The sequence below is a fragment of the Dyella sp. genome (assembly GCF_051954575.1).
Lineage (GTDB): Bacteria > Pseudomonadota > Gammaproteobacteria > Xanthomonadales > Rhodanobacteraceae > Dyella_B.
Map to the genome: position 1 here is coordinate 24,975 of NZ_JBQCHP010000026.1, position 21,874 is coordinate 46,848.

A 21,874-nucleotide genomic window follows, 5' to 3' on the forward strand; every position below is an offset into this window, starting at 1 on the left:
CCTGGGAAACGGGGTTCCGCGTCCGGGTGCGGACTCGGAACCCTGTGCTATTCTCGACCCGTACCGGGATTTTCTAGCAGGATCAAACGAATGACTGACGAGCGGCAGGGCCGTTCCAACGACAGCGGCAAGATTCTTTACTGCTCCTTCTGCGGCAAGAGCCAGCATGAGGTGCGCAAGCTGATCGCGGGTCCATCCGTGTTCATCTGCGACGAGTGCGTGGAGCTGTGCAACGACCTCATCCGCGAGGAGCTGGAAGAGAAGGCCGCCTCCGGGCGTAGCCAGCTGCCCAAGCCCAAGGAGATCATGGAGACCCTCGACCAGTATGTGGTCGGGCAGACGCGCGCCAAGAAGGCGCTGGCCGTCGCGGTCTACAACCATTACAAGCGGATGGAATCGCGCCAGCGCAGCGACGATATCGAGCTGGGCAAATCCAACATCCTGCTTATCGGCCCGACCGGCTCGGGCAAGACGCTCCTGGCCGAAACGCTGGCGCGCCTGCTCAACGTGCCGTTCACCATCGCCGACGCCACCACGCTGACCGAAGCCGGTTACGTGGGCGAGGACGTGGAAAACATTATCCAAAAGCTGTTGCAGAAGTGCGACTACGACGTCGAAAAGGCGCAGTCGGGCATCGTCTACATCGACGAGATCGACAAGATCTCGCGCAAGAGCGAAAACCCGTCGATCACCCGCGACGTGTCCGGCGAAGGCGTGCAGCAGGCGCTGCTCAAGCTGATCGAAGGCACGCTGGCGTCAGTGCCGCCGCAGGGCGGTCGCAAGCACCCGCAGCAGGAATTCCTGCAGGTCGACACCAAGAACATCCTGTTCATTTGCGGTGGTGCGTTTGCCGGCCTGGAAAAGGTCATCCAGCAGCGCTCCGAAACCATCGGCATCGGCTTTGCCGCCGAAGTGCGTTCGAAAGAACGTACGGAAAACCTCGGCAAGGTGCTGGCGGAAGTGGAGCCGTCGGACCTGGTGCGCTTCGGCCTGATTCCGGAATTCGTCGGCCGCCTGCCGGTGGTCGCCACCTTGGATGAGCTGGACGAACCGGCGCTGGTGAAAATCCTCACCGAGCCGCGCAACGCCGTCACCAAGCAGTTCCGCAAACTGTTCGAGATGGAAGGAGTGGAGCTGGAGTTCCGTCCGGAAGCGCTGCAAGCCATCGCCCGCAAGGCGCTCAAGCGCAAGACAGGCGCGCGTGGCTTGCGCACCATCCTCGAGCAGGTGCTACTCGACACCATGTACGAGCTGCCTTCGCTGGAGCACGTCAGCAAGGTGGTGGTGGACGATGCGGTGATCGAAGGACAGGCCGAGCCGTATCTCATCTATCGCGGAAACCTGCAGCAACAGGCGCGCATCGGTAGCGAAAGCGGCGACGCAGCCGCCTGATCTCCGCTCAAAAAGCAAGCCTCCTACGGCCTCGGCGGACTCCGCCGGGGCCGTATGTTTTCTGTTACAGCGTCAGCACTTGTATGCGCTGAGTGATGCCTCCACTTGACGAGTCAATGGCCTCGGCGCAGTGTCGGGGTCGTCGACCGAGTGGCGCAGGATGCGCCGCGCAAATCCAGACGTGCAACACCGGAACGGTCGATGCTGAAGAGTAGCCAGGACGACTGCTCGAAGACTTCCCAACTTACATTCGCGAGAGAAACCCTCCGATGGCAAAAAGTGCCGCAATCTCCACTGCTACTGGCGCCGCCCTGGACGTACTGCCGGTGCTTCCGCTGCGCGACGTGGTCGTGTATCCGCAGATGGTGATTCCATTGTTTGTGGGGCGCGACAAATCCATGCGCGCGCTAGAACGTGCCATGGAGGGCGAACGGCAAATTCTGCTGGTCGCACAGAAGAGCCCGGATATCGACGATCCGGCCATCAAGGATCTGCACGAGATCGGCACGCTCGCCGGCGTGCTGCAATTGCTGAAGCTTCCCGACGGCACGGTGAAAGTGCTGGTCGAAGGCCAGGCACGCGTGGCGATCGAGCAATACCAGGACGAGAGCGGCATGCTCACCGCACGCTCGCGCGTCATCGAGCCGGTGTACGGCTTGAAAGAGCGCGAACTGGACGTCGTGTCACGCACGCTCGTGTCGCTGTTCGAACAACTGGTCAAGCAGAGCCGCAAGCTGCCGCCGGAAGTGTTGGCGACGTTGTCGGGCATCGATGATCCTTCGCGCCTGGCCGACTCCATCGCTGCGCATCTGTCCGTGCGCATGGCAGACAAGCAGAAAGTGCTGGAAACGGCCGACGTCGGCCAGCGCCTGGAATTGCTGATCGGCCTGGTCGACAGCGAAATCGATCTGCAGCAGGTAGAAAAGCGCATCCGCGGCCGCGTGAAGTCGCAGATGGAAAAGAGTCAGCGCGAGTACTACCTCAACGAGCAGATGAAGGCGATCCAGAAGGAACTGGGCGAGGGTGAGGAAGGCCCGAACGAAATCGAGGAACTGCAAAAGAAAATCGAAGACGCCGGCATGCCCAAGCCGGTGCTGGCTAAGGCGCGCCAGGAATTCGGCAAGCTCAAGCAGATGTCGCCGATGTCGGCCGAAGCCACGGTGGTGCGCAACTACCTCGATTGGCTGATCGGCGTGCCGTGGAAGAAGCGCAGCAAGGTGCGCAAGGATCTCGCGCTCGCGCAGCAAGTGCTGGATGCCGATCACTTCGGCCTGGAGAAGGTGAAGGAACGCATCCTCGAATATCTCGCTGTGCAGCAGCGCGTCAGCACCATGAAGGGCCCGATCCTGTGCCTGGTCGGCCCGCCCGGCGTGGGCAAGACCTCGCTCGGCCAGTCGATCGCCAAGGCGACCAACCGCAAGTTCGTCCGCATGAGCCTCGGCGGTGTGCGCGACGAAGCGGAGATCCGTGGCCATCGCCGCACCTACATCGGTTCGATGCCGGGCCGCATCGTGCAGAACATGAACAAGGTTGGCAGCAAGAATCCGCTGTTCGTGCTGGATGAGATCGACAAGATGTCGATGGATTTCCGCGGCGATCCGTCTTCGGCGTTGCTGGAAGTGCTCGATCCGGAGCAGAACCACGCGTTCAACGACCACTACCTGGAAGTGGACCTGGACCTCTCCGAAGTGATGTGGGTGGCCACCGCCAACTCGCTGAACATTCCTGGCCCGCTTCTGGACCGCATGGAAGTCATCCGCATTCCGGGTTACACCGAAGACGAAAAGCTCGCGATCGCGCTGAAATACCTGCTGCCGAAGCAGATCAAGGCCAACGGCCTGAAGCCGGACGAAGTCACCGTGGACGGCGAAGCGGTGCGCGACATCGTGCGCTACTACACGCGCGAGTCGGGTGTGCGCAATCTGGAACGCGAGATTTCCAAGATCTGCCGCAAGGTGGTCAAGCAACTGACGCTGGGTGAACTGAAAGAAGGCGCCGAACCGGCCAAGGCCGGCAAGAAGAAGGCGAAGGCGGTGCCCGGCAAGGTCGCGGTCAATTCCGACAACCTCGAGAAATATCTCGGTGTGCGCCGCTTCGATTTCGGCCGTAAGGAACAGCAGAACGAAGTGGGCCTGGTGACCGGTCTGGCATGGACGCAGGTGGGCGGCGATCTGCTCAGCATCGAAGCGTCGATCGTGCCCGGCAAGGGACGTCAGGTGCATACCGGGCAGCTTGGCGACGTGATGAAGGAATCCATCCAGGCCGCGTTGTCGGTGGTGCGTGCGCGTGCCGACCAGCTTGGCATCGACAAGGATTTCCACGAGAAATTCGACCTGCACATCCACGTGCCGGAAGGCGCCACACCGAAAGATGGCCCGAGCGCGGGCATCGCGATGTGCACGGCGCTGGTGTCCGCGCTCACCAAGGTGCCGGTGCGCTCCGAAGTGGCGATGACCGGCGAAATCACGCTGCGCGGTCGTGTGCTGCCGATCGGCGGCTTGAAGGAGAAACTGCTCGCGGCGCACCGCGGCGGCATCACCACCGTGATCATTCCGGACGAAAACCGCAAGGATCTGGCCGATATTCCGGAGAACATCACCAGTTCGCTGGACATCCATCCCGTGCGCTGGATCGATGAAGTGCTCGACATTGCACTGGAACGTCCGCTGCAACCGTTGGCGAAGGAACCGAGCGAGACCGCCGCCGCCACGACTGAAGCGGTAGCCCAGCACGACGATGGAGCGGAAACGCCAGCACGCCCGCATTGATTGATCGTTGCATTGAGGTTTGTGACAGGCGGCACGTATTCCGTGTCGCCTTTTTTTCAGGCGTGCTTAGCACGGCCGGATGCGCTTTGCATAGCTTCTGGCGATGCGCGAACGCGCACTGCTGAACATCGCGCAATGCGTTGGTGCAGCTTGTATTGCGGACCCTTGGGGGCGCTGGTATAAAGGCTCACCGCCATCCTGGGCGCCAGCCATACACAGCGATGCGGGTCTGCGAGGCAGCGCCCTGCACGATGCCAACGATCCTTTCCCGCGTTGTCCCAATCCCAACCGTTCCGCGGGCCGAATACCTGTTTAAGGGAGTAACTCAATGAATAAAACCGATCTGATCAATGCCGTCGCCGAAAAAGCCGAACTGACCAAGGCCGACGCAGGCCGTGCGCTCGAAGCGTTCTTCGAGACCGTGCAGAAGGCGCTGCAAGGCGGCGACGACGTCTCGGTCGTCGGCTTCGGTACCTTCACCGTGCGCAGCCGCGCCGCTCGTACCGGCCGCAACCCCCGCACGAACGAAGAGATCAAGATCGCCGCGTCCAAGGTTCCGGCCTTCAAGGCTGGCAAGTCGCTCAAGGACGCCCTAAACTAAGCGGCCCGCTAGGGTCCGGGTGCTTAGCTCAGCGGTAGAGCGTCGCCCTTACAAGGCGAGGGTCGTAGGTTCGATCCCTACAGCACCCACCAGTAACGTGGAGCGGTAGTTCAGTCGGTTAGAATGCTGGCCTGTCACGCCGGAGGTCGCGGGTTCGAGTCCCGTCCGCTCCGCCACGGTTTGCAAGGGCGCCCCCGTGGCGCCTTTGTCGTTTAAGGTCAACGCGCGGCGACGCGCAAACATCATCGCGGGAAGAGCTCATGCTGCAGTCACTACGTGACAAAATACATGGATGGCCGGCCATTATCGTGCTGGGCATTGCCGTATTCGCCATGTCGTTCTTCGGCATCGAAGGCTACTTCAACTCCCATGTTGAAACCTTCGTGGCCAAGGTCGGCAAGCGCGAAATCAGCCAGCAGCAGTTCCAGGACACCATCAACCGCATCCGTCAGCAGCAGCGCGCACAACTGGGCGACCAGTTCGACGCCAGCGTGTTCGACAAACCCCAATTCAAGCAGCAGGTGCTGGACGAGCTGATCAACCAGCAAGTGCTGCTGCAGGCCAACGAAGATCTGGGCATGCGCGTGTCGGATCAGGCGCTGCGCGACGCCATCGCCTCGCAGCCGGCGTTCCAGGTCGACGGCAAGTTCGATCAAAACATGTACCGCGCGCAGCTCGCTGGCGCCGGCATGACGCCGCAGGCCTATCAGGATGGCTTGCGCACCCAGATGGAAAGCAGCTTGTTGCAGGATGCGATCAGCAGCAGCACGATCGTGACGCCGGCCGACATCGACCGCTATCTGGATCTGAAACTGCAGCGCCGGGACATCCGCTATTTCGTGCTGCCGCGTCCGGCCCCGGAAGACAGCCAGGTCACCGACGCGCAAGTGCAGGATTACTACAAGGCGCACCAGGCGGATTTCATGAATCCGGAACAGGTGTCGCTGAAATACATCGAAGTGAATGGCGCGGATCTGAAAGCCGATACGCAACCCACCGATGAAGAACTGAAAAAGCGCTATCAGAGCGAACTCTCTCGTTTCGGCATGCCGGAAGAGCGCGAGGTGTCGCACATCCTGATCAACGTGCCGAAAAACGCCACGCCCGCGCAGCAGAAAGCCGCGCTGGAAAAAGCCGAGAAAATCGCTGCCGAAGCCACGCCGGCCAACTTCGCCAAGCTGGCCCAGCAGGATTCGGACGACTTGGGTTCCAAACTGCAAGGCGGCGACCTGGGCTGGTTGCAGAAAGGCGTGACCAATCCCGCGTTCGATGCGGCGATGTTCGCGCTGCAGAAAGGACAGATCTCCAAACCGGTGCTGTCCGACGAGGGCTATCACATCATCTACCTGCGCGACATTCGCAGCGGCCAGACCAAGCCGTTCGAGCAGGTGCGCGATCAATTGCTGAAAGAAGCCACCACCGGTGAGCGCGATCGCGTCTACAACGAAACGGCCGGCAAGATGACCGACCTGACCTCGCAGAATCCCGGCTCGCTGGAGCCCGCCGCGCAGGCGCTGAAGCTTGAGATCAAGGAAACGCCGCTGTTCGGTCGCCAGGGCGGGCAGGGCATCGCCGCCAATCCGAAGCTGGTGGCCGCGGCGTTCTCCAACGACGTGCTCGTGGCCGGCAACAATTCGCCGCTGATCAATCTCGGCAAGAACGATTCTGTCGTCGTGCGCGTGGACAGGCACGTGCCGGCCTCGGTCAAGCCGGTCGCCGAAGTGCATGACGCCATCGTGCAGAAGATCCTGGACCAGCGCATTGCCGAAGCGGCCAGCAAGAAGGCCGATGTACTGGTGCAGCGTCTTGGCAAGGGCGAAGACATCGCCGCCGTGGCCAAGGCCGAGCATGCCGACCTGCAGAGCGTGAACCAGGCGCAGCGCGTGCAGCAGGGCGTACCGCAACCCGTGCTGACGCAGGCGTTCAAGACGCCGCATCCGGCGGCCGACGGCAAACCGCAGTACGCCAGTGTCGCGCTCGATCACGGCAGCTACGCCATCCTGGCCGTGGACAAGGTGCAAGGGGGCGATCTGTCCAAGCTGACCGCCGACGACCGCCAGCAGCTCTATCGCCAGATGGTGCAGGTCTACGCGGCGATGGAAGCGCAGGGTCTGGTCGACATGCTCAAGTCCAAGGCGAAGATCGAGGTCGCCAAGGACCGCATGTAATCAAGCGCAAACGATCGCGCAAAGAAAAGGCGGCTCGGAAGGGCCGCCTTTTTTCGTTGAACGATGTGGAACAGTGATTCGGCTGCTCGACGTCAGTGCTTGCCGGACGAACCGACCTTGAGCATCTGACCCGGCTTCAGCGCCTTGCCATGCAGATGATTCAAGCGCTCGAGCGTGCTGACGCTGGTGGAATAATTGCGCGCGATCTGCCATAGGCTTTCGCCGGGACGCACGACGTGTGTGCTTGCGTGACGCGGCGCTTGCGCCTGGTCTTCATCATCCTGTGCCTTGTCCGCCGCATAGGGTGCATGCAGGGGAACCGTGGACGAAACGCTGGCGGTCATGTCCTGCGCGTTGGCGATCTGCATGGCGTTGCGCAGTTGTTCGGCGTTGCGATGCGGCATCAGCAGGTGCCCGGGGCCGTCCGTGTCCAGAAAATTGCTTTGCAGCGCGGGGTTCAGCCGCTTCAGAGCATCTGTATCCATGCCCGCATGATCCGCCGCGACGGACAAGGACATGCTGCGGTTCACCTCCACCGTTTCCAGATGCTGGTCGGCAGGCAGGGTGGGCAGATCGACGCGGAAGCGCGAGGGATCGCGCACCACGCAGGAGATGGCCAGCAATTTGGTGAGATGCTCGCGGGTAATACGCGGCACCGGCAATTTCGGAATGGCCGGTTCGTCCGGCGGCGTACCATGCTGCTGCACCAGGCGTTGCACGCCGAATTCGCCGCGATTGAAGGCGTAGTCGACCAAGCGCCAGTCGTGCAACTGGTTGTAATAGTCATGCAGCATGTGCATCACGCCATCGGTCGAGGCGGAGGTATCCAGCCGGCCGTCGTAGCCGCGCTCTACATGCAGGCCCATCACACGCGCCGTGCTTTGCACCAGCTGCCACATGCCGGCAGGTAGATTGCGATGGCCCGGCACGGGGCGATACTGGCTTTCCACCCACGGCAGCAGCACGAATTCACCTGCCACGTCATATTTCTCGGCCGCTTGCTGGACGTAGACGATCTGCGGCAACGCATCGCTCATTTGTGCTTCGAAGCGTTGCGGATTCTGCGTGTAGCGATGCGCCCACACCATGATCTGCGGATCCGCATCGCAATCGGACATGACGAAACTGCCGCGCAGCTTGTCCCACACATTGGCGGTGGTCACCTCGGGCGTGCTCTGCGGCGCTTGTATCTGCGGCGAAGGCAAGGATGGTGCGGGTGCCGGAATCGACGCTGGCGCAACCTTCGCTGGAATGTGGCCCGACTGGTTCACGGAGGGCGTGGCGCATGCGGTCAAAAGCGAGGCCAACGCAGCGGGCAGAAGTCGTCGTGTGTGCTTCATGCGCGGAACGCATCCTTGGCCGAGCGCAATGCCGCGAAGCGGGCGACCGGATCGTTGGCGGCGCCATGCCGATTGCACCAGTCGATGACGCTTTCGCTGTCGACGCGCAGGAATGGATTGCAGGCCAGCTCGCTCGACAGCGGTGCCGGCACGCTTGGTTGATGCTGCGCACGCAGGCGCGCCACTTCATCCACGCGCTGCTGCAGGGCGAGGTTGTCGGGCTCCACCGATTGCGCGAAGCGGCCGTTGGCGGCGGTGTATTCGTGGCCGCAGCAGACCAGCAGATCACCCGGCAACGAAGCGATGCGCTGCAGCGAGGACAGCATTTGCGCCGGTGTGCCTTCGAACAGCCGACCGCAGCCGAGACTGAACAGCGTATCGCCACACAACAGCACACCGGCGCCCGCGTACACGATATGGCTGAGCGTGTGTCCAGGCACCGCCATCACCTGGAAGCGCGCGAACGGCTGCGTCAGCACCACGGTGTCGCCATCCTGCAGTCGATGGGTGGCGATCGCGATGCGGGCGTCGTCGGGCGCGTAGATGGGCACGTCGTAGGTTTTGCGCAGCGCTTCGGCGCCGCCGATGTGATCGTTGTGATGGTGCGTCAGCAGAATCGCGCACAGCTTGAGCTGGCGTGCGCGCAGGGCCGTTTCCACCGGCGCCGCTTCGCCGGGATCGACCACGATGGCATCACCGTTGTCATCGTGCAGCAACCAGATGTAGTTGTCGGCAAGCGCCGGTAACGGTACGACGTGCAAGGGCGATCTCCGCTGTTGCGGATGCGCCCGCCGCTGTTGCATGGTGAGCACACAGGCTCATGCAGCACGGCCGGCACATCCTTCGTATCGACTGACGCAGGCGTCCGGCTTGCGCGAGATCGACGACTATAAGGCCCCGGGTGTCCCCGGTTCGTTAGATATGCGTTAACCAGAGACCCGCCTGATTTGCGTTGTGCCGTGGTTCGTCTTTGTCGGAGGCTGGTTAATATCTCGGGGGGTGCTTCGCCTGGCCCTGGCGGCCGCCAGGTAACCAGGCGTAAGGACCAACCGCTAAACTCCCTCCCATAGCTTCAGACAGGCCTTCAGTAGATGCGACAGCGCGCCCAGGACATCTATGCAAGTGCGCCCATGCGTAGTCTGCTGGCCGATGAGACGGTCGCGTACATGCCCGACGTCCGCCGCTGCGCCGGTTCCCGGGCATTGCTGCTCTCGGCCGCGGCGGCCGACGGCCCGCCGAACCCGCCGTACCTGGGGCAATGGGTTACGTTGCGCCTGGCGGAAGGGCGCCTGGGAGGGGACGTCTCGGCCAGTGCGAACGAGCCGCTGCCGTTCCTGGACGGAGCGTTCGACCTGATCCTGCTGCGCCATGCGCTGGAGCTGGTCCCGTTGTCGCTGGATGAGATCGTGCGCGTGCTGACGCCTGGCGGGCTGCTGGTACTGACTGGCATCAGCCCGCTCAGCGGATGGACGCCCTGGTGGCTCTGGCGCACGCGTGGTAGCGCCGCGCACGCCAGGTCGCCCCTAGAGCTCGCCGCGCGCCTGCGCCGTGCGGAAGTGCTGGTGGAGCGGGTGCAGCGGGTAGGGCAACTGCTGCCGCTGTCCAACGCCCCAACCGGCAAGACGCCGGGCTGGCTCGGCGGCGGCTACGTGCTGGTCGCGCGCAAGAAGGGGCCAGCGAGCGTGCCGATTCGGCTGCGTCCCAAGCCCGCGACGGCGCCGGTACGCGCGGGACTTGCGCCTGGTGCGCGCCGCAGTTCGGTAAGCTGAGTCATTTCCCCGATCAAAAGAACACAAAACGGAGCCGAACGAGTGGCGGAAGTGGAAGCGTTTACCGATGGCGCATGCCTCGGCAATCCTGGCCCGGGAGGATGGGCGGCCCTGTTGCGAGCCAAGGGCACCGAACGGTTGCTGAGCGGTGGCGAGGCGCAGACCACCAACAACCGCATGGAACTGCTCGCCGCCATTGAGGCGCTCGAAGCGCTCAAGCGGCCCTGCCAGGTGGTGCTTACTACCGATTCGCGCTACGTCATGCAAGGCATCGAGGAATGGGTGCCGCGCTGGATCAGCAACGGTTGGCGCACCGCCGACAAAAAGCCGGTCAAGAACCAGGATCTATGGGAGCGGCTGGCGAGCGCCGCCGCGCCGCATAAAATTCGCTGGCAGTGGGTGCGCGGTCATAGCGGGCATGATGAAAACGAGCGGGTGGATCAGGCCGCGCGGCAGCAGGCGGAACAATTCAGGAAATTGGCATGAGACAGATCTTTCTCGATACGGAGACCACGGGCCTTGAAGTACGACAAGGGCATCGCCTGATCGAAATCGCCTGCGTGGAAATGGTCGAGCGCCGGCTGACCGGCCGGCATTACCAGACCTATCTCAATCCCGAGCGTGCGATCGACGAAGGCGCGCGCGAAGTCACCGGCATCGCCGACGAATTCCTGCTCGACAAGCCGCGCTTCCCTGAAATCGTGGATGAATTCCTGGCCTTCATCGATGGCGCCGAGCTGATCATCCACAACGCGGCGTTCGACGTGGGCTTCATCAACGCGGAACTCGCGCGCATCGGTGCGCACTACGGCTGCCTGGCCGATCGCTGCAACGTGCTCGATACCTTGGCGATGGCGCGCGAACGCTATCCCGGCCAGCGCAACAGCCTGGACGCGCTATGCAAACGCCTGGGCGTCGACAATTCCGCGCGCGATCTGCACGGCGGCCTGATCGACGCGCAACTGCTGGCGGACGTCTATCTGGCGATGACCTCCGGCCAGGTTGTGCTCGACCTCGGGTTCGACGGCAGCGCGGAAACCAGCGGCGTTCGCGCGGTGATCGCGCCGGTGGTGTTGGCGCGGCGGCCGCGTGTGCTGCGTGCGAGCGAGGAAGAAATCGGCGCGCATATGCGCCGGCTGGATGCGCTGGATAAAAGCGCGGGCGGGCAGTCGATCTGGCGCAAGCAGGAGCTTGAGGTCAAGCAGGAATTGGGAGCCTAAGCTTGAGCTCGCCGCCCCGGCGAACGCCGGGGCCCAACGACTTTTGCTTTATCCCAAAATACGGTGCACCACTCAGTGAACCCGCACCAGAATCGCCGTGATGTTATCGGTGCCGCCGTTCTCCAGCGCCGCCAGCAGCAGGTGATCCAGGCATTCCTGCGCCGCCAGATCGCGCCGCGCCATGATCGCTTCGATGGCGCGATCGTTCACTTCCTCGGTCAAGCCGTCGCTGCACACCAGAAAGCTCGTCCTGGGTTCGAGCCGCCCCTTCGCCATGCTGATGTGCAATTGCTCCAGTGCCGTGATGCCTAGCGCCTGGGTGAGAATATTGCGCTGCGGATGGCGCTTCGCCTGCGTCTCGTCGATCGCGCCGGACTCGACCAGCCGCTGCACCAGCGAATGATCATGGCTGATCTGCCGCAGGCCATCCTTCCACTGATAGATGCGGCTGTCACCCACCCAGGCCACTTCGTATTCCTGCTCGGAAAAACGGATCGCGGCGACGGTGGTGCCCATCGGCAGGGCATCGTCATAACGCTGCGCATACTCCAGCAGCCGCGCCGCCGCACCGTGCACTGCTTCCGCCAGCGGCGCGCCCTTGCGCACCGACGCCACGATCGCATCCCGTGCCAGCGCCGAGGCCACTTCGCCATGCTGATGCCCGCCCATGCCATCGGCGACCAGAAACAGGCCGAGCGCCGCATCGGCATAGTAGGTGTCTTCATTGCGCGTGCGGCGCAAACCGACATGGGTTCCGTGTCCGAATTCGATCATGGGCATTCGCTGGATGGATGGGCGCAGCATGCCGGATGTACTGGCGTGGCGCAAAGAATTTGCGATGTTGTTCGCACCCCAATTGTCCGGAGAAATCTGCGCCAAAGCGGAGGGTTTTTGTCCGCCAGTTACAAAAAAACGCCCTGCAAGGGCGTTTTTTTGTAACTGGCGGAGAGGGTGGGATTCGAACCCACGGTACGCTTACACGTACGCCTGATTTCGAGTCAGGTACATTCGACCACTCTGCCACCTCTCCGAAAAGGTGCGCGTGGGCCTGCGCGAGCCGAGCATGATACGTGTTGGGCGGGGTTGTGACAACAGGTGGCGGGGTTATTCGGCTCTTGGAGCCAAGTTACTGTCGAGGCGGGTCGCCAACCGCTGGGTACGGGGCAGGTAGTGGTGATCCGGATCCAGCGACACCGCCACGTAGCGCGACCGCCCGACGATTTCCTTGCGTGGAAAGAAGCCGAAGTAGCGTGAATCCATGCTGTTGTCGCGGTTGTCGCCCAGCAACAAATATTGGCCGGCAGGGACGGTCACCGGCCCGAAGTTGCGGGCATCGCTGGGGTAGTAGCGCGACAGGCGGATCAGGTGCTGTACGTGGCCCAGTTGTTCCACTTCGTAGCGGGCCGGGTCCTGCAGGTCATCATGGATGCCGGTGACGGTGGCGGGGCTGTAGCGGGCGGGAACGCCGTTGACGTAGAGCACGTTGTCGCGCATGGCCACTTCGTCGCCGGGGACGCCGATGACGCGCTTGACCAGTTTCTCGTCGGCGGCGTGCGAGTCGAGCACCACGATGTCGCCGCGTTGCGGATCGGCCAGGTGCATCAGCGATAGATGGGTGAAGGGGAGGCGGATGTCGTAGGCGGCCTTGTCGACCACGATGCGGTCGCCGATCTGGATGGTCGGCTGCATCGAGCCTGTCGGCACCACGTTCCAGTCGGCGAGCGCGCTGCGGAACATCAGCATGCCGAGCATGAAGACGATGAAGCCCTTGTTCTGCGAAAGCATGGACAGCAGGCGGCGCATGGTCATCCCCTTCGGTTGAGGTCTCCCGGAATGGACCGTGTGCTTGGCGGCGAGTTTCCTCGCGGCGAAAAGAAAACGGGGCGATGTCGCCATCGCCCCGTTGCTTGTTCAAGCCGCAGCTTTCTTCTTCGCCAACCGCAGCCAGGTATCGACCACGGTATCCGGATTGAGCGATACCGATTCGATGCCCTGGTCCATCAGCCATTCGGCCAGATCCGGATGGTCGGACGGGCCCTGTCCGCAGATGCCCACGTACTTGCCGCGGGCTCGCGCGGTCTTGATCGCCATCGCCAGCAGCTTCTTCACCGCCGGATCGCGTTCGTCGAACAGGTGCGCGACCACGCTGGAATCGCGATCCAGGCCGAGCGTGAGCTGGGTGAGATCGTTCGAACCGATCGAGAAACCATCGAAGATGTCGAGGAATTCGTCGGCTAGCAGGGCGTTCGACGGCAGCTCGCACATCATGATCACTTTGAGATCGTGCTCGCCCTGCTTGAGACCGTTCTTGTTCAGCACCTCGACCACCTTGCGGCCTTCATCGAGCGTGCGCACGAACGGAATCATCACCCATACATTGGTGAGACCCATCACTTCGCGCACGTGCTTCACTGCCTTGCATTCCAGCCCGAACGATTCGGCAAAACCCGCATCGACGTAACGGCTGGCGCCGCGATAGCCGATCATCGGGTTTTCTTCGTGCGGCTCGTAGCGCTGGCCGCCGAGCAGGTTGGCGTATTCGTTGGATTTGAAATCCGACAGGCGCACGATCACCGGCTTGGGATACACCGAGGCCGCGATGGTGGCGATACCTTCGGCAAGACGGTCGACGTAGAAGCTCACCGGATCCTTGTAGCCGGCGATGCGTGCATCGATGCGCGCCTTGGTTTCCGCATCCTGCTTGCCGTATTCGAGCAAGGCCTTGGGATGCACGCCGATATGGCTGGCGATGATCATTTCCAGTCGCGCCAGGCCGATGCCGGCGTTGGGCAGCATGCCGAAGTCGAACGCGCGTTCCGGGTTGGCCACGTTCATCATGATTTTCAGCGGCGCTTCCGGCATCGCGCCGAGATCGGCGGTGACGCGGTCGAACTTGAGCTGGCCTTCGTAGATCACGCCGGTGTCGCCTTCGGCGCAGGACACCGTGACGTCGTGACCATCAGGAATGGTATCCAGCGCATGGCCGGTGCCGACCACCGCAGGCACACCCAGTTCGCGCGCGATGATCGCCGCATGGCAGGTGCGGCCGCCGCGATTGGTGACGATGGCCGAGGCGCGTTTCATCACCGGCTCCCAATCGGGATCGGTCATGTCGGCGACGAGCACGTCGCCGGGCTGCACTTTGTTCATATCGGCCAACGAACGGATCACGCGCGCCTTGCCGGTGCCGATCTTCTGGCCGATCGCGCGGCCTTCGGCCAGCACTTTGCCTTTTTCGTTGAGGTGGAAGCGTTCCAACTGCATCGCATGCGCGCGCGACTTCACCGTTTCCGGACGCGCCTGCACGATGTAGAGCTTGCCGGTATGGCCGTCCTTCGCCCATTCAATGTCCATTGGACGCTGGTAGTGGTGCTCGATCACCAGCGCCTGCTTGGCCAGTTCCTGCACGTCTTCGTCGGTGATGCAGAAACGGTGGCGATCGGCGGCGGGTGTTTCCTCGATGCGCACGCGCTCGCCGGGCTGGTCCGAATACACCATGCGCTGCTGCTTGGCGCCCAGGCTGCGGCGCAGAACGGCCGGCTTGCCGGCTTTCAGCGTGGGCTTGAACACGTAGAACTCATCCGGGTTCACCGCGCCTTGCACCACCATTTCGCCCAGGCCGTAGCTGCCGGTGACGAACACCACTTCGCGGAAACCCGATTCGGTATCCAGCGTAAACAGCACGCCGGAAGCACCAACATCGGAACGCACCATCAACTGCACGCCGGCGGAGAGGAATACGTCTTCGTGCTTGAAGCCCTGGTGCACGCGATAAGCGATGGCGCGATCGTTGTAGAGCGAGGCGAAGACTTCCTTCACCTTGTGCAGCACGTCGTCGATGCCGACCACGTTGAGAAAGGTTTCCTGCTGGCCGGCGAACGACGCATCCGGCAGGTCTTCGGCAGTGGCCGAGGAACGCACCGCCACGGCAATGTTGTCGGTGCCGGCGTCCTTGCACAGTTTGACGTACGCGTCGCGGACGGCTTTTTCCAGCTCGGCGGGCAGGGCGGTGTCGACGATCCAGCCGCGGATTTCCTTGCCACCCTTGACCAGTTCGTCCACGTCGTCCACATCGAGCGTGGCGAGGCGATCGGCAATACGCTTGGAAAGGCCGCTTTTTTCCAGATACTCCTGAAAGGCTTGCGCGGTGGTGGCGAAGCCGCCGGGCACAGACACCCCGAGCTGGGCCAGGTTGCCGATCATCTCGCCGAGCGACGCGTTCTTGCCGCCGACCTTGCCAAGGTCGGTCATGCGCAGTTGGTCGAGCCAAAGCACCAGGTCGTTCAAGGGGATCTCCTCAAGAGCTCGCAATGGAAAAGCGGGGAGCGGCGCGGAACAAAGCCGGCTGCACAAGACTGGTATTGTCCGCCGCCAATGGTGCGCGGCACAAGAAGACCATTGCTGCATCGAGCCGCGCCACCTGCATACCAGTCAGTAAAAAGTCAAGCAACGACAAGGTTTCCTGCTTGGGTTATGGTGCGAGACAGGCATCCCGACCGCCCACGGACCACGTATGCAACGCTCGGTTTTTTTCATATCCGATTCCACTGGTATTACGGCCGAGACGATCGGAAACAGCATTCTTGCGCAGTTCGAAGGCGTGCGCTTCGAAAAGCACCGGCTGCCGTTCATCGACAATGCGCAGAAGGCCGAGAATGCCGCGCTGCGCATCAAGACCCGGTATGCGCAGAGCGGGCAGCGGCCGATCGTGGTCAACACCATGGCCGATCCGGCGCTGTGCGAAATCGTCGCCACCAGCGGCGCCTTGATGCTGGATGTGTTCGCCCCCTTCATCGGCCCGCTTGAAGACGAACTGGGCACACGCCACTCCGGCGCGGTGAACCGTTCCCACGGCCTGGTGGATTTCGCCAAGTACGAGGCGCGTATCAACGCGACCAACTACGCCCTGAGCCACGACGACGGCCTGGCGGTGGATTACGCGCAGGCCGATCTGATCCTGATTGGCGTATCGCGTTCGGGCAAAACGCCCACCTGTTTGTACATGGCCTTGCATTATGGGGTCTGCGCCGCCAACTATCCCCTCACCGAGGAGGATCTGGAAAAGCTCGAACTCCCGGCGCGTCTGCGTGCTTACAAGAACCGCCTGTTCGGCCTCACCATCGAACCCCAGCGCCTGGCGCAGATTCGTGAAGAGCGGCGCCCGGGCAGCCGCTATGCCAACCTTAAGCAATGCCGGTGGGAACTGGAGCAGGCCGATCGCTTGATGCGCCAGGCCGGCATCCAGTCCCTCAACACCACGCACGTGTCGATCGAAGAGATTGCGAGCAAAATCCTCGATCAATTCGGCATCGAAAAAACCATGTACTGACGAGGACCCCACCCAAGCTCATGAGCGTCGTACTCGACCGCCGCACCGCCTTGTTGCCAGGACGTTTCGAGTTCCTAATGGGACTCTATGCCGAAAACTATCATCGGCTGACGCACCTGTTCGCGCCGCAGCAGCTGGCGCTGGGCAGCTACGTGTCGGATGTCGACGACGGCCTTCCGGTGCACCTGGTGCTGCAGGAACGCCATCCCTATACGCTGGAACTGGAACTCACCTACGGTTTCGTCGACACCCAGACCGGGCATCGATCGCCTTCGGCGCAACTGCGCATGTACCACGATGCGCACGTGGCCGAAGCGCTGCATTGCCATCCGGGTCGCCACCTGTGGCAGGTGCTCGGTCCGTTCCCGCTGGCGCATTCGGTGTTCCAGCATCGGCTGCAGATGAACAGCTTTCTCACGCGCTGGCTGGAATATCTGGCTGAACAGGGACACTCGGCCGGAACGCTCGAACGCGTCCCGTAGGCAGCGCTGAGGCGAAGCCGAACCCGAGCATCGCCATCTCTGGGATTCGAATCGATATATTTTTTCGCAGGCAACAAAAAACCCGCATAAGCGGGCTTCTTGGCGAACAATGGCGGAGCGGACGGGACTCGAACCCGCGACCTCCGGCGTGACAGGCCAGCATTCTAACCGACTGAACTACCGCTCCACGTTGTACAGCCAATCCAGCGGGCCAACTCACTAAGTCCTTTTCCACTCCGCCCGGTGTTCTGGGTTAAGAGTGGCGTCCCCACGGGGATTCGAACCCCGGTCGCCACCGTGAAAGGGTGATGTCCTAGGCCTCTAGACGATGGGGACGTATGTGTTGGTGGAGCCAGGCGGGATCGAACCGCCGACCTCCTGCATGCCATGCAGGCGCTCTCCCAGCTGAGCTATGGCCCCGCCGCTGGAAGCCCGAAAGAATAGGCTGGGTTCTGAATTCCGTCAAGCAATTTTTGTAAAAATTTTCATCGCAAATGAACTCGCTCGACGAGGTGATGAGATGCAGCGTCATCTGCGCGTCAGGTTAAGCTGTGATCGAAACGTCCTCATGAGCGCGGCATGCACGACATCGGCTTCATTCGCGATCTTGCCTTAGTGATGCTCGTGGCGGGCGCCACGACGATCCTGTTTCAACGGCTGCGCTTGCCTGTGCTTCCCGGATACATCTTGGCCGGCATCGTGATCGGTCCGCACACGCCGGGCGTGCTGGTGGCTGATGCGCGCGCGATCAGCGACATCTCCAACCTTGGCGTGGTGCTGTTGATGTTCACGCTGGGGCTGGAGTTCAGCGTGCGCAAGCTGCGCCAGGTGGGCGGCAGCTTGTTGCTGATCACCGTGATCGAAGTAGGCTTCATGCTGTGGCTGGGCTATCAGCTTGGTTTGCTGTTCGGCTGGGGCAGCCGCAATGCGCTGTTTCTGGGCGCGATCATGGCGTTGTCCTCCACGATGGTGGCCACGCGTGCGCTGGCGGAAAACGGCTTCAGCCAATGGCCGTTCGCACGCCTGGTGGTGGGCATGCTGGTGGCCGAAGACATGCTGACCATCGTGCTGCTCACCCTGCTCACCGCCATTGCGATCAGCGGCACGGTGGAAACCGGAACGGCGTTCGCCGTGGTGGGTCATCTGGGTTTGTTCGTGGTGGCGGGCATGATCGTCGGCTTGTTGTTGCTGCCGCGCCTGGTGGATTACGTGGCCGGCTTCGACCGCGACGAAACCTTGCTGGTAAGCGTGCTGGGCATCTGCTTCGGTACCAGCCTGCTGGCGGCGTGGCTGGGTTTCAGCGTGGCACTGGGTGCATTCCTTGCCGGCGCGGTGGTGGCCGAGGCGCATAGCGCGTCGCGCGTGGTGCACTTGGTTGAGCCGTTGCGCGACATGTTCGCAGCGCTGTTTTTCGTGGCGATCGGCTTGAAGATCGATCCGGCCCAGCTTGCGCATTACGCATTGCCGGCGGTGGCGATCGCCTTGATCGTGATGCTCGGCAAGAGCCTGGTGTGCAGCGTGGGCATGTTCTTCATCGGTCACGATCTGCGCACCTCGCTGCGGGCGGGATTGTGCATGGCGCAGATCGGCGAGTTTTCGTTCGTGATCGCCACCCTTGGACTCACGCTGCGCGCAGTGGACGATTTCATCTATCCCACCGCGGTGGCGGCCGCCTTGATCTGCATGGTCGCCTCGCCCTATCTGCTTCGCTCCGCGGATCTGCTCGCGCACGTGGGCAAGCGCGTGATTCCGCGGCCGTTGCGATTGCTGATCAGCAGTTACAGCGGATGGCTGGAAAACCTTCGGCCCGTCAACGAGAACGCGGTGCTGGCGCAGATGTTTCGCCGGCTGCTGTGGCATATCGCGATCAATATCGCGCTGGTCGTCACCTTGTTCGTGATCGGCGCATACGTCAATGCGCATAACGCGGCCTGGTTCGAGCGTTGGGGCTTCGGGCGCGACATGCGGCATTCGATGATCTGGGCGTGCGCGCTGTTCCTGTCGCTGCCGCTGCTGATCGCGGTGTACCGCAAGGCCGAAGCCTTAGGAATGCTGCTGGCGGAGCTGGGCATACGCGAGCGTTTCGCCGGTGCCTATACGCAGGCCATCCGACAGGTTCTGGCGAAACTGATTCCGCTGGCGACCTTGCTGGTGCTGGCGCTGCTGGTAGGCGTACTCGGGTCGACGATTTTGCCGCCACGCGGCGTGGCGATTTCCCTGGTTGGCGTGTGCGTATTGCTGGCCGTCATCCTGTGGCGCGGCCTGGTGAAGGTTCACGCAAGATTGCAGGCCGCATTGCGGGAGACGCTGGAAAAACCTTCATCTCCTCCTAACGAATCGAGCTGAATGCGGCGCTGCGCACACTTGAGCACCTGAACTTTCCGCAAGAGCGGGGGTCCATCTCGAATCGTCGTTGCCAAGACCGGACTGGACACCGCACAATGCGGGGCCAGCCTCCAATGGGGGAGGTCCGGCGCGGCACGCCGGCATATCCAAAGACTTTAGGGAGTTCCGAATGAAGCATTTTCTGCGACCCACGCTGACAGCAGCCGCGCTGGCCGTTGTGCTGGGCATGACCGCTGGCGCGCAGGCCCAGACGTCCAGCGCCGGTAGCACGAGCGCCGCCGCCGGCCCGGTCGACAAGATCAAGGCCAGCACCGTGGTGGGCTATGAGCTGGCGGGTTCCGTGCCGCCGATCATGCGTGAAGCCGTGGATCCGGCGACCGTGGCCAAGGCCGTCCAGGACGCGCTTTCCGGCAAGAAGCCGCCGATGGCCGAGCAGGAGTTCAACGCCACCGCCCAGGCTTTCGAGGCGCAGCTGCGCGCCAAGGCCAAGTCCGAGTTCGACGCGGCTTCCGCCAAGAACAAGGCTGAAGGCGACGCCTTCCTCGCCAAGAACAAGAGCGCCGCGGGCGTGAAGACCACCGCCTCCGGCCTGCAGTACCAAGTGATCACCCAGGGCACCGGCGCTCGTCCGGGTCCGAACGACACCGTGAAGGTGAACTACAAGGGCACCTTCGTGAACGGCGAAGTGTTCGACAGCTCCGAGAAGAACAACCCGCCGGGACCGACCTCGATCCCGCTGGCGCGCGTGATCCCGGGCTTCCGCGAAGGCCTGCAGCTGATGCAGGTGGGCGGCCACTACAAGTTCTTCATTCCGCCGAACCTGGCTTACGGTGCGGAGCCCAATCGTCCGTTCCCGCCGAACGCCACGCTGATCTTCGACATCACCCTGGTAAGCACCGGCCCGACGCCGGCTGGTGCGTCGCAGGGCGGCAGCGAAGGCGGTGCCGACGGCAAGTAATCGCCGCGGTACGCAAGCGAGCTTTGCATGAACGGGGCGCGAACGATTCGCGCCCCGTTTGCGTTGCACGGGCACAAGCGCGCGTGTCGTTGACATAGGCGTTTCTTTTGGGGCTGTTAGAATCCTCGCCCCTTCATAAGGCGTTGATCCCCCGCGATGAAAGTCACCATTTTTGGTACCGGTTATGTGGGCCTGGTTACCGGAGCCTGCCTGGCCGAGATGGGCAATCATGTCGTTTGCGTAGATATCGACGAAAACAAAGTAGGGCGCCTGCGTCGCGGCGAAATCCCGATTTTCGAACCCGGCCTCGAACCCATCGTGCGGCGCAACTACGCCAATGGGCAGCTTGAATTCACCACCGATGCGGCAATCGCCATCGCGCACGCGCAGATCATTTTCATCGCCGTAGGCACGCCGCCGGACGAAGACGGCAGCGCCGACCTGCAATATGTGTTGAGCGTGGCGCGCACCATCGGGCGCCATCTGGATCGCTATGCGGTGATCGTCAACAAATCCACAGTGCCGGTAGGTACGGCCGATCGCGTCCGCGCGGCGGTGGCGACGGAGCTGGCAGCGCGCGGCGCCGAGATCGAACTCGACGTCGCCTCCAATCCCGAATTTCTCAAGGAAGGTGACGCGGTCGAAGATTGCCTGCGCCCGGACCGTATCGTGATCGGCTCCTCCAGCGCACGTGCGATCGCCTTGTTGCGCAAGTTGTATGCGCCGTTCAATCGCAACCACGACCGCACGGTGGTGATGGACGTGCGCTCCGCCGAGCTGACCAAGTACGCGGCCAACGCCATGCTGGCCACCAAGATCAGTTTCATGAACGAGATCGCCAACATCGCCGAGCGCGTGGGCGCGGACGTGGAACTGGTGCGCCAGGGCATCGGCTCGGATCCGCGCATCGGCTATCACTTCATCTATCCGGGCGCCGGCTATGGCGGCTCGTGCTTTCCCAAAGACGTGCAGGCGCTGGAGCGCACGGCGCGTGCGGTGGGCTACGACGCGCGCTTGCTCGGCGCAGTGGAAGCAGTCAACCGGGATCAGAAGTTAAAGCTGTTCGACTTCATCCAGCGATACTTCAACGGCGACGTGCGTGGCCGGACGATCGCCCTGTGGGGCCTGGCGTTCAAGCCCAATACCGACGACATGCGCGAGGCCTCCAGCCGCCGCTTGATGGAAGCGTTGTGGGAGGCCGGCGCCAAGGTGCGCGCGTTCGACCCGGAAGCGCGCGAGGAAGTGCGGCGCCTGTATGGCGAGCGCGACGATCTGGTGCTGTGCGACAGCGCCTACCATGCGTTGGACGGGGCGGACGTGCTGGCGATCATTACCGAATGGAAGGCGTTCCGCAGTCCGGATTTCGCCCGCATTCGCGCCGTGCTCAAGGAACCGGCCATTTTCGACGGGCGCAATCTCTATGAGCCCACCGTGGTGGAAGAAGCCGGCCTGGCTTACTACGGCATCGGCCGCGGGCGCAGCGTCGCACGGCCGGAGTGAT

Annotated in this window: 17 protein-coding genes and 6 tRNA genes; 14 read left to right on the forward strand and 9 right to left on the reverse strand. The window is 62.7% G+C overall.

Going from position 1 to position 21,874, the window contains the following annotated elements; all coding sequences use genetic code 11:
- Positions 1 to 90: 90 nt before the first annotated feature.
- From clpX to ACTHNE_RS03150, 6 genes are all read left to right on the forward strand, one after another.
- Entirely contained in the window at positions 91 to 1,392 is a 1,302-nt protein-coding gene (gene clpX / locus ACTHNE_RS03125; RefSeq protein ID WP_440268545.1) for an ATP-dependent Clp protease ATP-binding subunit ClpX, read from the forward strand.
- A gap of 269 nt (positions 1,393 to 1,661) precedes the next feature.
- Positions 1,662 to 4,160 carry an endopeptidase La gene (lon, locus tag ACTHNE_RS03130; protein WP_440268546.1) on the forward strand — a complete coding sequence of 833 codons (2,499 nt, stop codon included), beginning with the start codon at positions 1,662 to 1,664 and terminating at the stop codon, positions 4,158 to 4,160.
- Positions 4,161 to 4,488: 328 nt separating this feature from the next.
- Positions 4,489 to 4,761 carry an HU family DNA-binding protein gene (locus ACTHNE_RS03135; protein WP_324936969.1) on the forward strand — a complete coding sequence of 91 codons (273 nt, stop codon included), beginning with the start codon at positions 4,489 to 4,491 and terminating at the stop codon, positions 4,759 to 4,761.
- Between the two features lie 17 nt (positions 4,762 to 4,778).
- Positions 4,779 to 4,853 (forward strand) — tRNA-Val (locus tag ACTHNE_RS03140).
- A gap of 7 nt (positions 4,854 to 4,860) precedes the next feature.
- A tRNA-Asp gene (locus ACTHNE_RS03145) sits at positions 4,861 to 4,937 on the forward strand.
- An 84-nt stretch (positions 4,938 to 5,021) separates the two neighbouring features.
- The gene (locus tag ACTHNE_RS03150) at positions 5,022 to 6,929 is read left to right on the forward strand and encodes a SurA N-terminal domain-containing protein (protein WP_324936966.1); all 1,908 of its coding nucleotides are present in this window, start codon (positions 5,022 to 5,024) and stop codon (positions 6,927 to 6,929) included.
- A gap of 92 nt (positions 6,930 to 7,021) precedes the next feature.
- Here the strand turns inward: ACTHNE_RS03150 and ACTHNE_RS03155 are convergent, their stop codons facing one another.
- Together ACTHNE_RS03155 and gloB are read right to left on the reverse strand one after the other, a co-directional pair.
- A complete protein-coding gene (locus ACTHNE_RS03155) occupies positions 7,022 to 8,269 on the reverse strand; it encodes a LysM peptidoglycan-binding domain-containing protein (protein ID WP_324936964.1) in 1,248 nt (415 codons plus the stop codon).
- Positions 8,266 to 9,030 carry a hydroxyacylglutathione hydrolase gene (gene gloB, locus ACTHNE_RS03160; protein ID WP_324936962.1) on the reverse strand — a complete coding sequence of 255 codons (765 nt, stop codon included), beginning with the start codon at positions 9,028 to 9,030 and terminating at the stop codon, positions 8,266 to 8,268. The genes ACTHNE_RS03155 and gloB overlap by 4 nt, the downstream gene beginning before the upstream one ends.
- Before the next feature lie 330 nt (positions 9,031 to 9,360).
- Here gloB and ACTHNE_RS03165 point away from each other — a divergent pair, with 330 nt between their 5' ends.
- From ACTHNE_RS03165 to dnaQ, 3 genes are read left to right on the forward strand one after another with little or no spacing between them, the layout of a single operon-like run.
- A complete protein-coding gene (locus ACTHNE_RS03165; protein ID WP_440268547.1) occupies positions 9,361 to 10,038 on the forward strand; it encodes a methyltransferase domain-containing protein in 678 nt (225 codons plus the stop codon).
- Positions 10,039 to 10,080: 42 nt separating this feature from the next.
- Positions 10,081 to 10,524, forward strand: a complete 444-nt coding sequence (gene rnhA / locus ACTHNE_RS03170) for a ribonuclease HI (RefSeq protein WP_324936958.1) — start codon at positions 10,081 to 10,083, stop codon at positions 10,522 to 10,524.
- Entirely contained in the window at positions 10,521 to 11,258 is a 738-nt protein-coding gene (gene dnaQ, locus ACTHNE_RS03175; RefSeq protein ID WP_324936956.1) for a DNA polymerase III subunit epsilon, read from the forward strand. The genes rnhA and dnaQ overlap by 4 nt, the downstream gene beginning before the upstream one ends.
- Positions 11,259 to 11,330: 72 nt before the next feature.
- Here dnaQ and ACTHNE_RS03180 read toward each other — a convergent pair whose 3' ends face one another.
- The 4 genes from ACTHNE_RS03180 to ppsA all read right to left on the reverse strand — a co-directional run bounded on the left by ACTHNE_RS03180 (position 11,331) and on the right by ppsA (position 15,545).
- Positions 11,331 to 12,032 carry a PP2C family protein-serine/threonine phosphatase gene (locus ACTHNE_RS03180; RefSeq protein ID WP_324936954.1) on the reverse strand — a complete coding sequence of 234 codons (702 nt, stop codon included), beginning with the start codon at positions 12,030 to 12,032 and terminating at the stop codon, positions 11,331 to 11,333.
- Positions 12,033 to 12,198: 166 nt separating this feature from the next.
- Positions 12,199 to 12,288: transfer RNA gene (locus ACTHNE_RS03185), tRNA-Ser, on the reverse strand.
- Positions 12,289 to 12,362: 74 nt separating this feature from the next.
- Entirely contained in the window at positions 12,363 to 13,061 is a 699-nt protein-coding gene (lepB, locus tag ACTHNE_RS03190; RefSeq protein WP_324936952.1) for a signal peptidase I, read from the reverse strand.
- A gap of 108 nt (positions 13,062 to 13,169) precedes the next feature.
- Complete coding sequence (gene ppsA, locus ACTHNE_RS03195) at positions 13,170 to 15,545, reverse strand: phosphoenolpyruvate synthase (RefSeq protein ID WP_440268548.1); 2,376 nt, start codon at positions 15,543 to 15,545, stop codon at positions 13,170 to 13,172.
- 226 nt (positions 15,546 to 15,771) lie between these two features.
- Between ppsA and ppsR the strand changes: the two genes are divergently transcribed.
- Both ppsR and ACTHNE_RS03205 read left to right on the forward strand, forming a co-directional pair.
- Complete coding sequence (ppsR, locus tag ACTHNE_RS03200) at positions 15,772 to 16,587, forward strand: posphoenolpyruvate synthetase regulatory kinase/phosphorylase PpsR (RefSeq protein WP_440268549.1); 816 nt, start codon at positions 15,772 to 15,774, stop codon at positions 16,585 to 16,587.
- Positions 16,588 to 16,607: 20 nt separating this feature from the next.
- Positions 16,608 to 17,069 (forward strand): DUF1249 domain-containing protein, encoded by a 462-nt coding sequence (locus ACTHNE_RS03205; RefSeq protein ID WP_324936946.1) that lies wholly within the window; start codon positions 16,608 to 16,610, stop codon positions 17,067 to 17,069.
- Between the two features lie 110 nt (positions 17,070 to 17,179).
- Here the strand turns inward: ACTHNE_RS03205 and ACTHNE_RS03210 are convergent.
- From ACTHNE_RS03210 to ACTHNE_RS03220, 3 genes are all read right to left on the reverse strand, one after another.
- Positions 17,180 to 17,256: transfer RNA gene (locus ACTHNE_RS03210), tRNA-Asp, on the reverse strand.
- Between the two features lie 73 nt (positions 17,257 to 17,329).
- Positions 17,330 to 17,405 (reverse strand) — tRNA-Glu (locus tag ACTHNE_RS03215).
- An 8-nt stretch (positions 17,406 to 17,413) separates the two neighbouring features.
- Positions 17,414 to 17,489 (reverse strand) — tRNA-Ala (locus tag ACTHNE_RS03220).
- Between the two features lie 159 nt (positions 17,490 to 17,648).
- Here ACTHNE_RS03220 and ACTHNE_RS03225 point away from each other — a divergent pair.
- The 3 genes from ACTHNE_RS03225 to ACTHNE_RS03235 all read left to right on the forward strand — a co-directional run bounded on the left by ACTHNE_RS03225 (position 17,649) and on the right by ACTHNE_RS03235 (position 21,873).
- The gene (locus ACTHNE_RS03225; protein WP_324936944.1) at positions 17,649 to 19,415 is read left to right on the forward strand and encodes a cation:proton antiporter; all 1,767 of its coding nucleotides are present in this window, start codon (positions 17,649 to 17,651) and stop codon (positions 19,413 to 19,415) included.
- A 169-nt stretch (positions 19,416 to 19,584) separates the two neighbouring features.
- The gene (locus tag ACTHNE_RS03230; RefSeq protein WP_324936942.1) at positions 19,585 to 20,373 is read left to right on the forward strand and encodes an FKBP-type peptidyl-prolyl cis-trans isomerase; all 789 of its coding nucleotides are present in this window, start codon (positions 19,585 to 19,587) and stop codon (positions 20,371 to 20,373) included.
- Positions 20,374 to 20,529: 156 nt separating this feature from the next.
- On the forward strand, positions 20,530 to 21,873 hold the full coding sequence (locus tag ACTHNE_RS03235; protein WP_324936940.1) for a UDP-glucose dehydrogenase family protein: 1,344 nt from the start codon (positions 20,530 to 20,532) through the stop codon (positions 21,871 to 21,873).
- The last annotated feature ends 1 nt before the right edge of the window (position 21,874 follow it).

Coding starts and splice junctions, on each gene's coding strand:
- ACTHNE_RS03150 (WP_324936966.1), top strand. CDS start 5,022: ATGCTGCAGTCACTACGTGACAAAATACATGGATGGCCGGCCATTATC.
- lon (WP_440268546.1), top strand. CDS start 1,662: ATGGCAAAAAGTGCCGCAATCTCCACTGCTACTGGCGCCGCCCTGGAC.
- lepB (WP_324936952.1), bottom strand. CDS start 13,061: ATGCGCCGCCTGCTGTCCATGCTTTCGCAGAACAAGGGCTTCATCGTC.
- ACTHNE_RS03235 (WP_324936940.1), top strand. CDS start 20,530: ATGAAAGTCACCATTTTTGGTACCGGTTATGTGGGCCTGGTTACCGGA.
- ACTHNE_RS03155 (WP_324936964.1), bottom strand. CDS start 8,269: ATGAAGCACACACGACGACTTCTGCCCGCTGCGTTGGCCTCGCTTTTG.
- ACTHNE_RS03205 (WP_324936946.1), top strand. CDS start 16,608: ATGAGCGTCGTACTCGACCGCCGCACCGCCTTGTTGCCAGGACGTTTC.
- ACTHNE_RS03165 (WP_440268547.1), top strand. CDS start 9,361: ATGCGACAGCGCGCCCAGGACATCTATGCAAGTGCGCCCATGCGTAGT.
- dnaQ (WP_324936956.1), top strand. CDS start 10,521: ATGAGACAGATCTTTCTCGATACGGAGACCACGGGCCTTGAAGTACGA.
- ACTHNE_RS03135 (WP_324936969.1), top strand. CDS start 4,489: ATGAATAAAACCGATCTGATCAATGCCGTCGCCGAAAAAGCCGAACTG.
- clpX (WP_440268545.1), top strand. CDS start 91: ATGACTGACGAGCGGCAGGGCCGTTCCAACGACAGCGGCAAGATTCTT.
- ppsR (WP_440268549.1), top strand. CDS start 15,772: ATGCAACGCTCGGTTTTTTTCATATCCGATTCCACTGGTATTACGGCC.
- ACTHNE_RS03230 (WP_324936942.1), top strand. CDS start 19,585: ATGAAGCATTTTCTGCGACCCACGCTGACAGCAGCCGCGCTGGCCGTT.
- ACTHNE_RS03180 (WP_324936954.1), bottom strand. CDS start 12,032: ATGATCGAATTCGGACACGGAACCCATGTCGGTTTGCGCCGCACGCGC.
- ACTHNE_RS03225 (WP_324936944.1), top strand. CDS start 17,649: ATGCACGACATCGGCTTCATTCGCGATCTTGCCTTAGTGATGCTCGTG.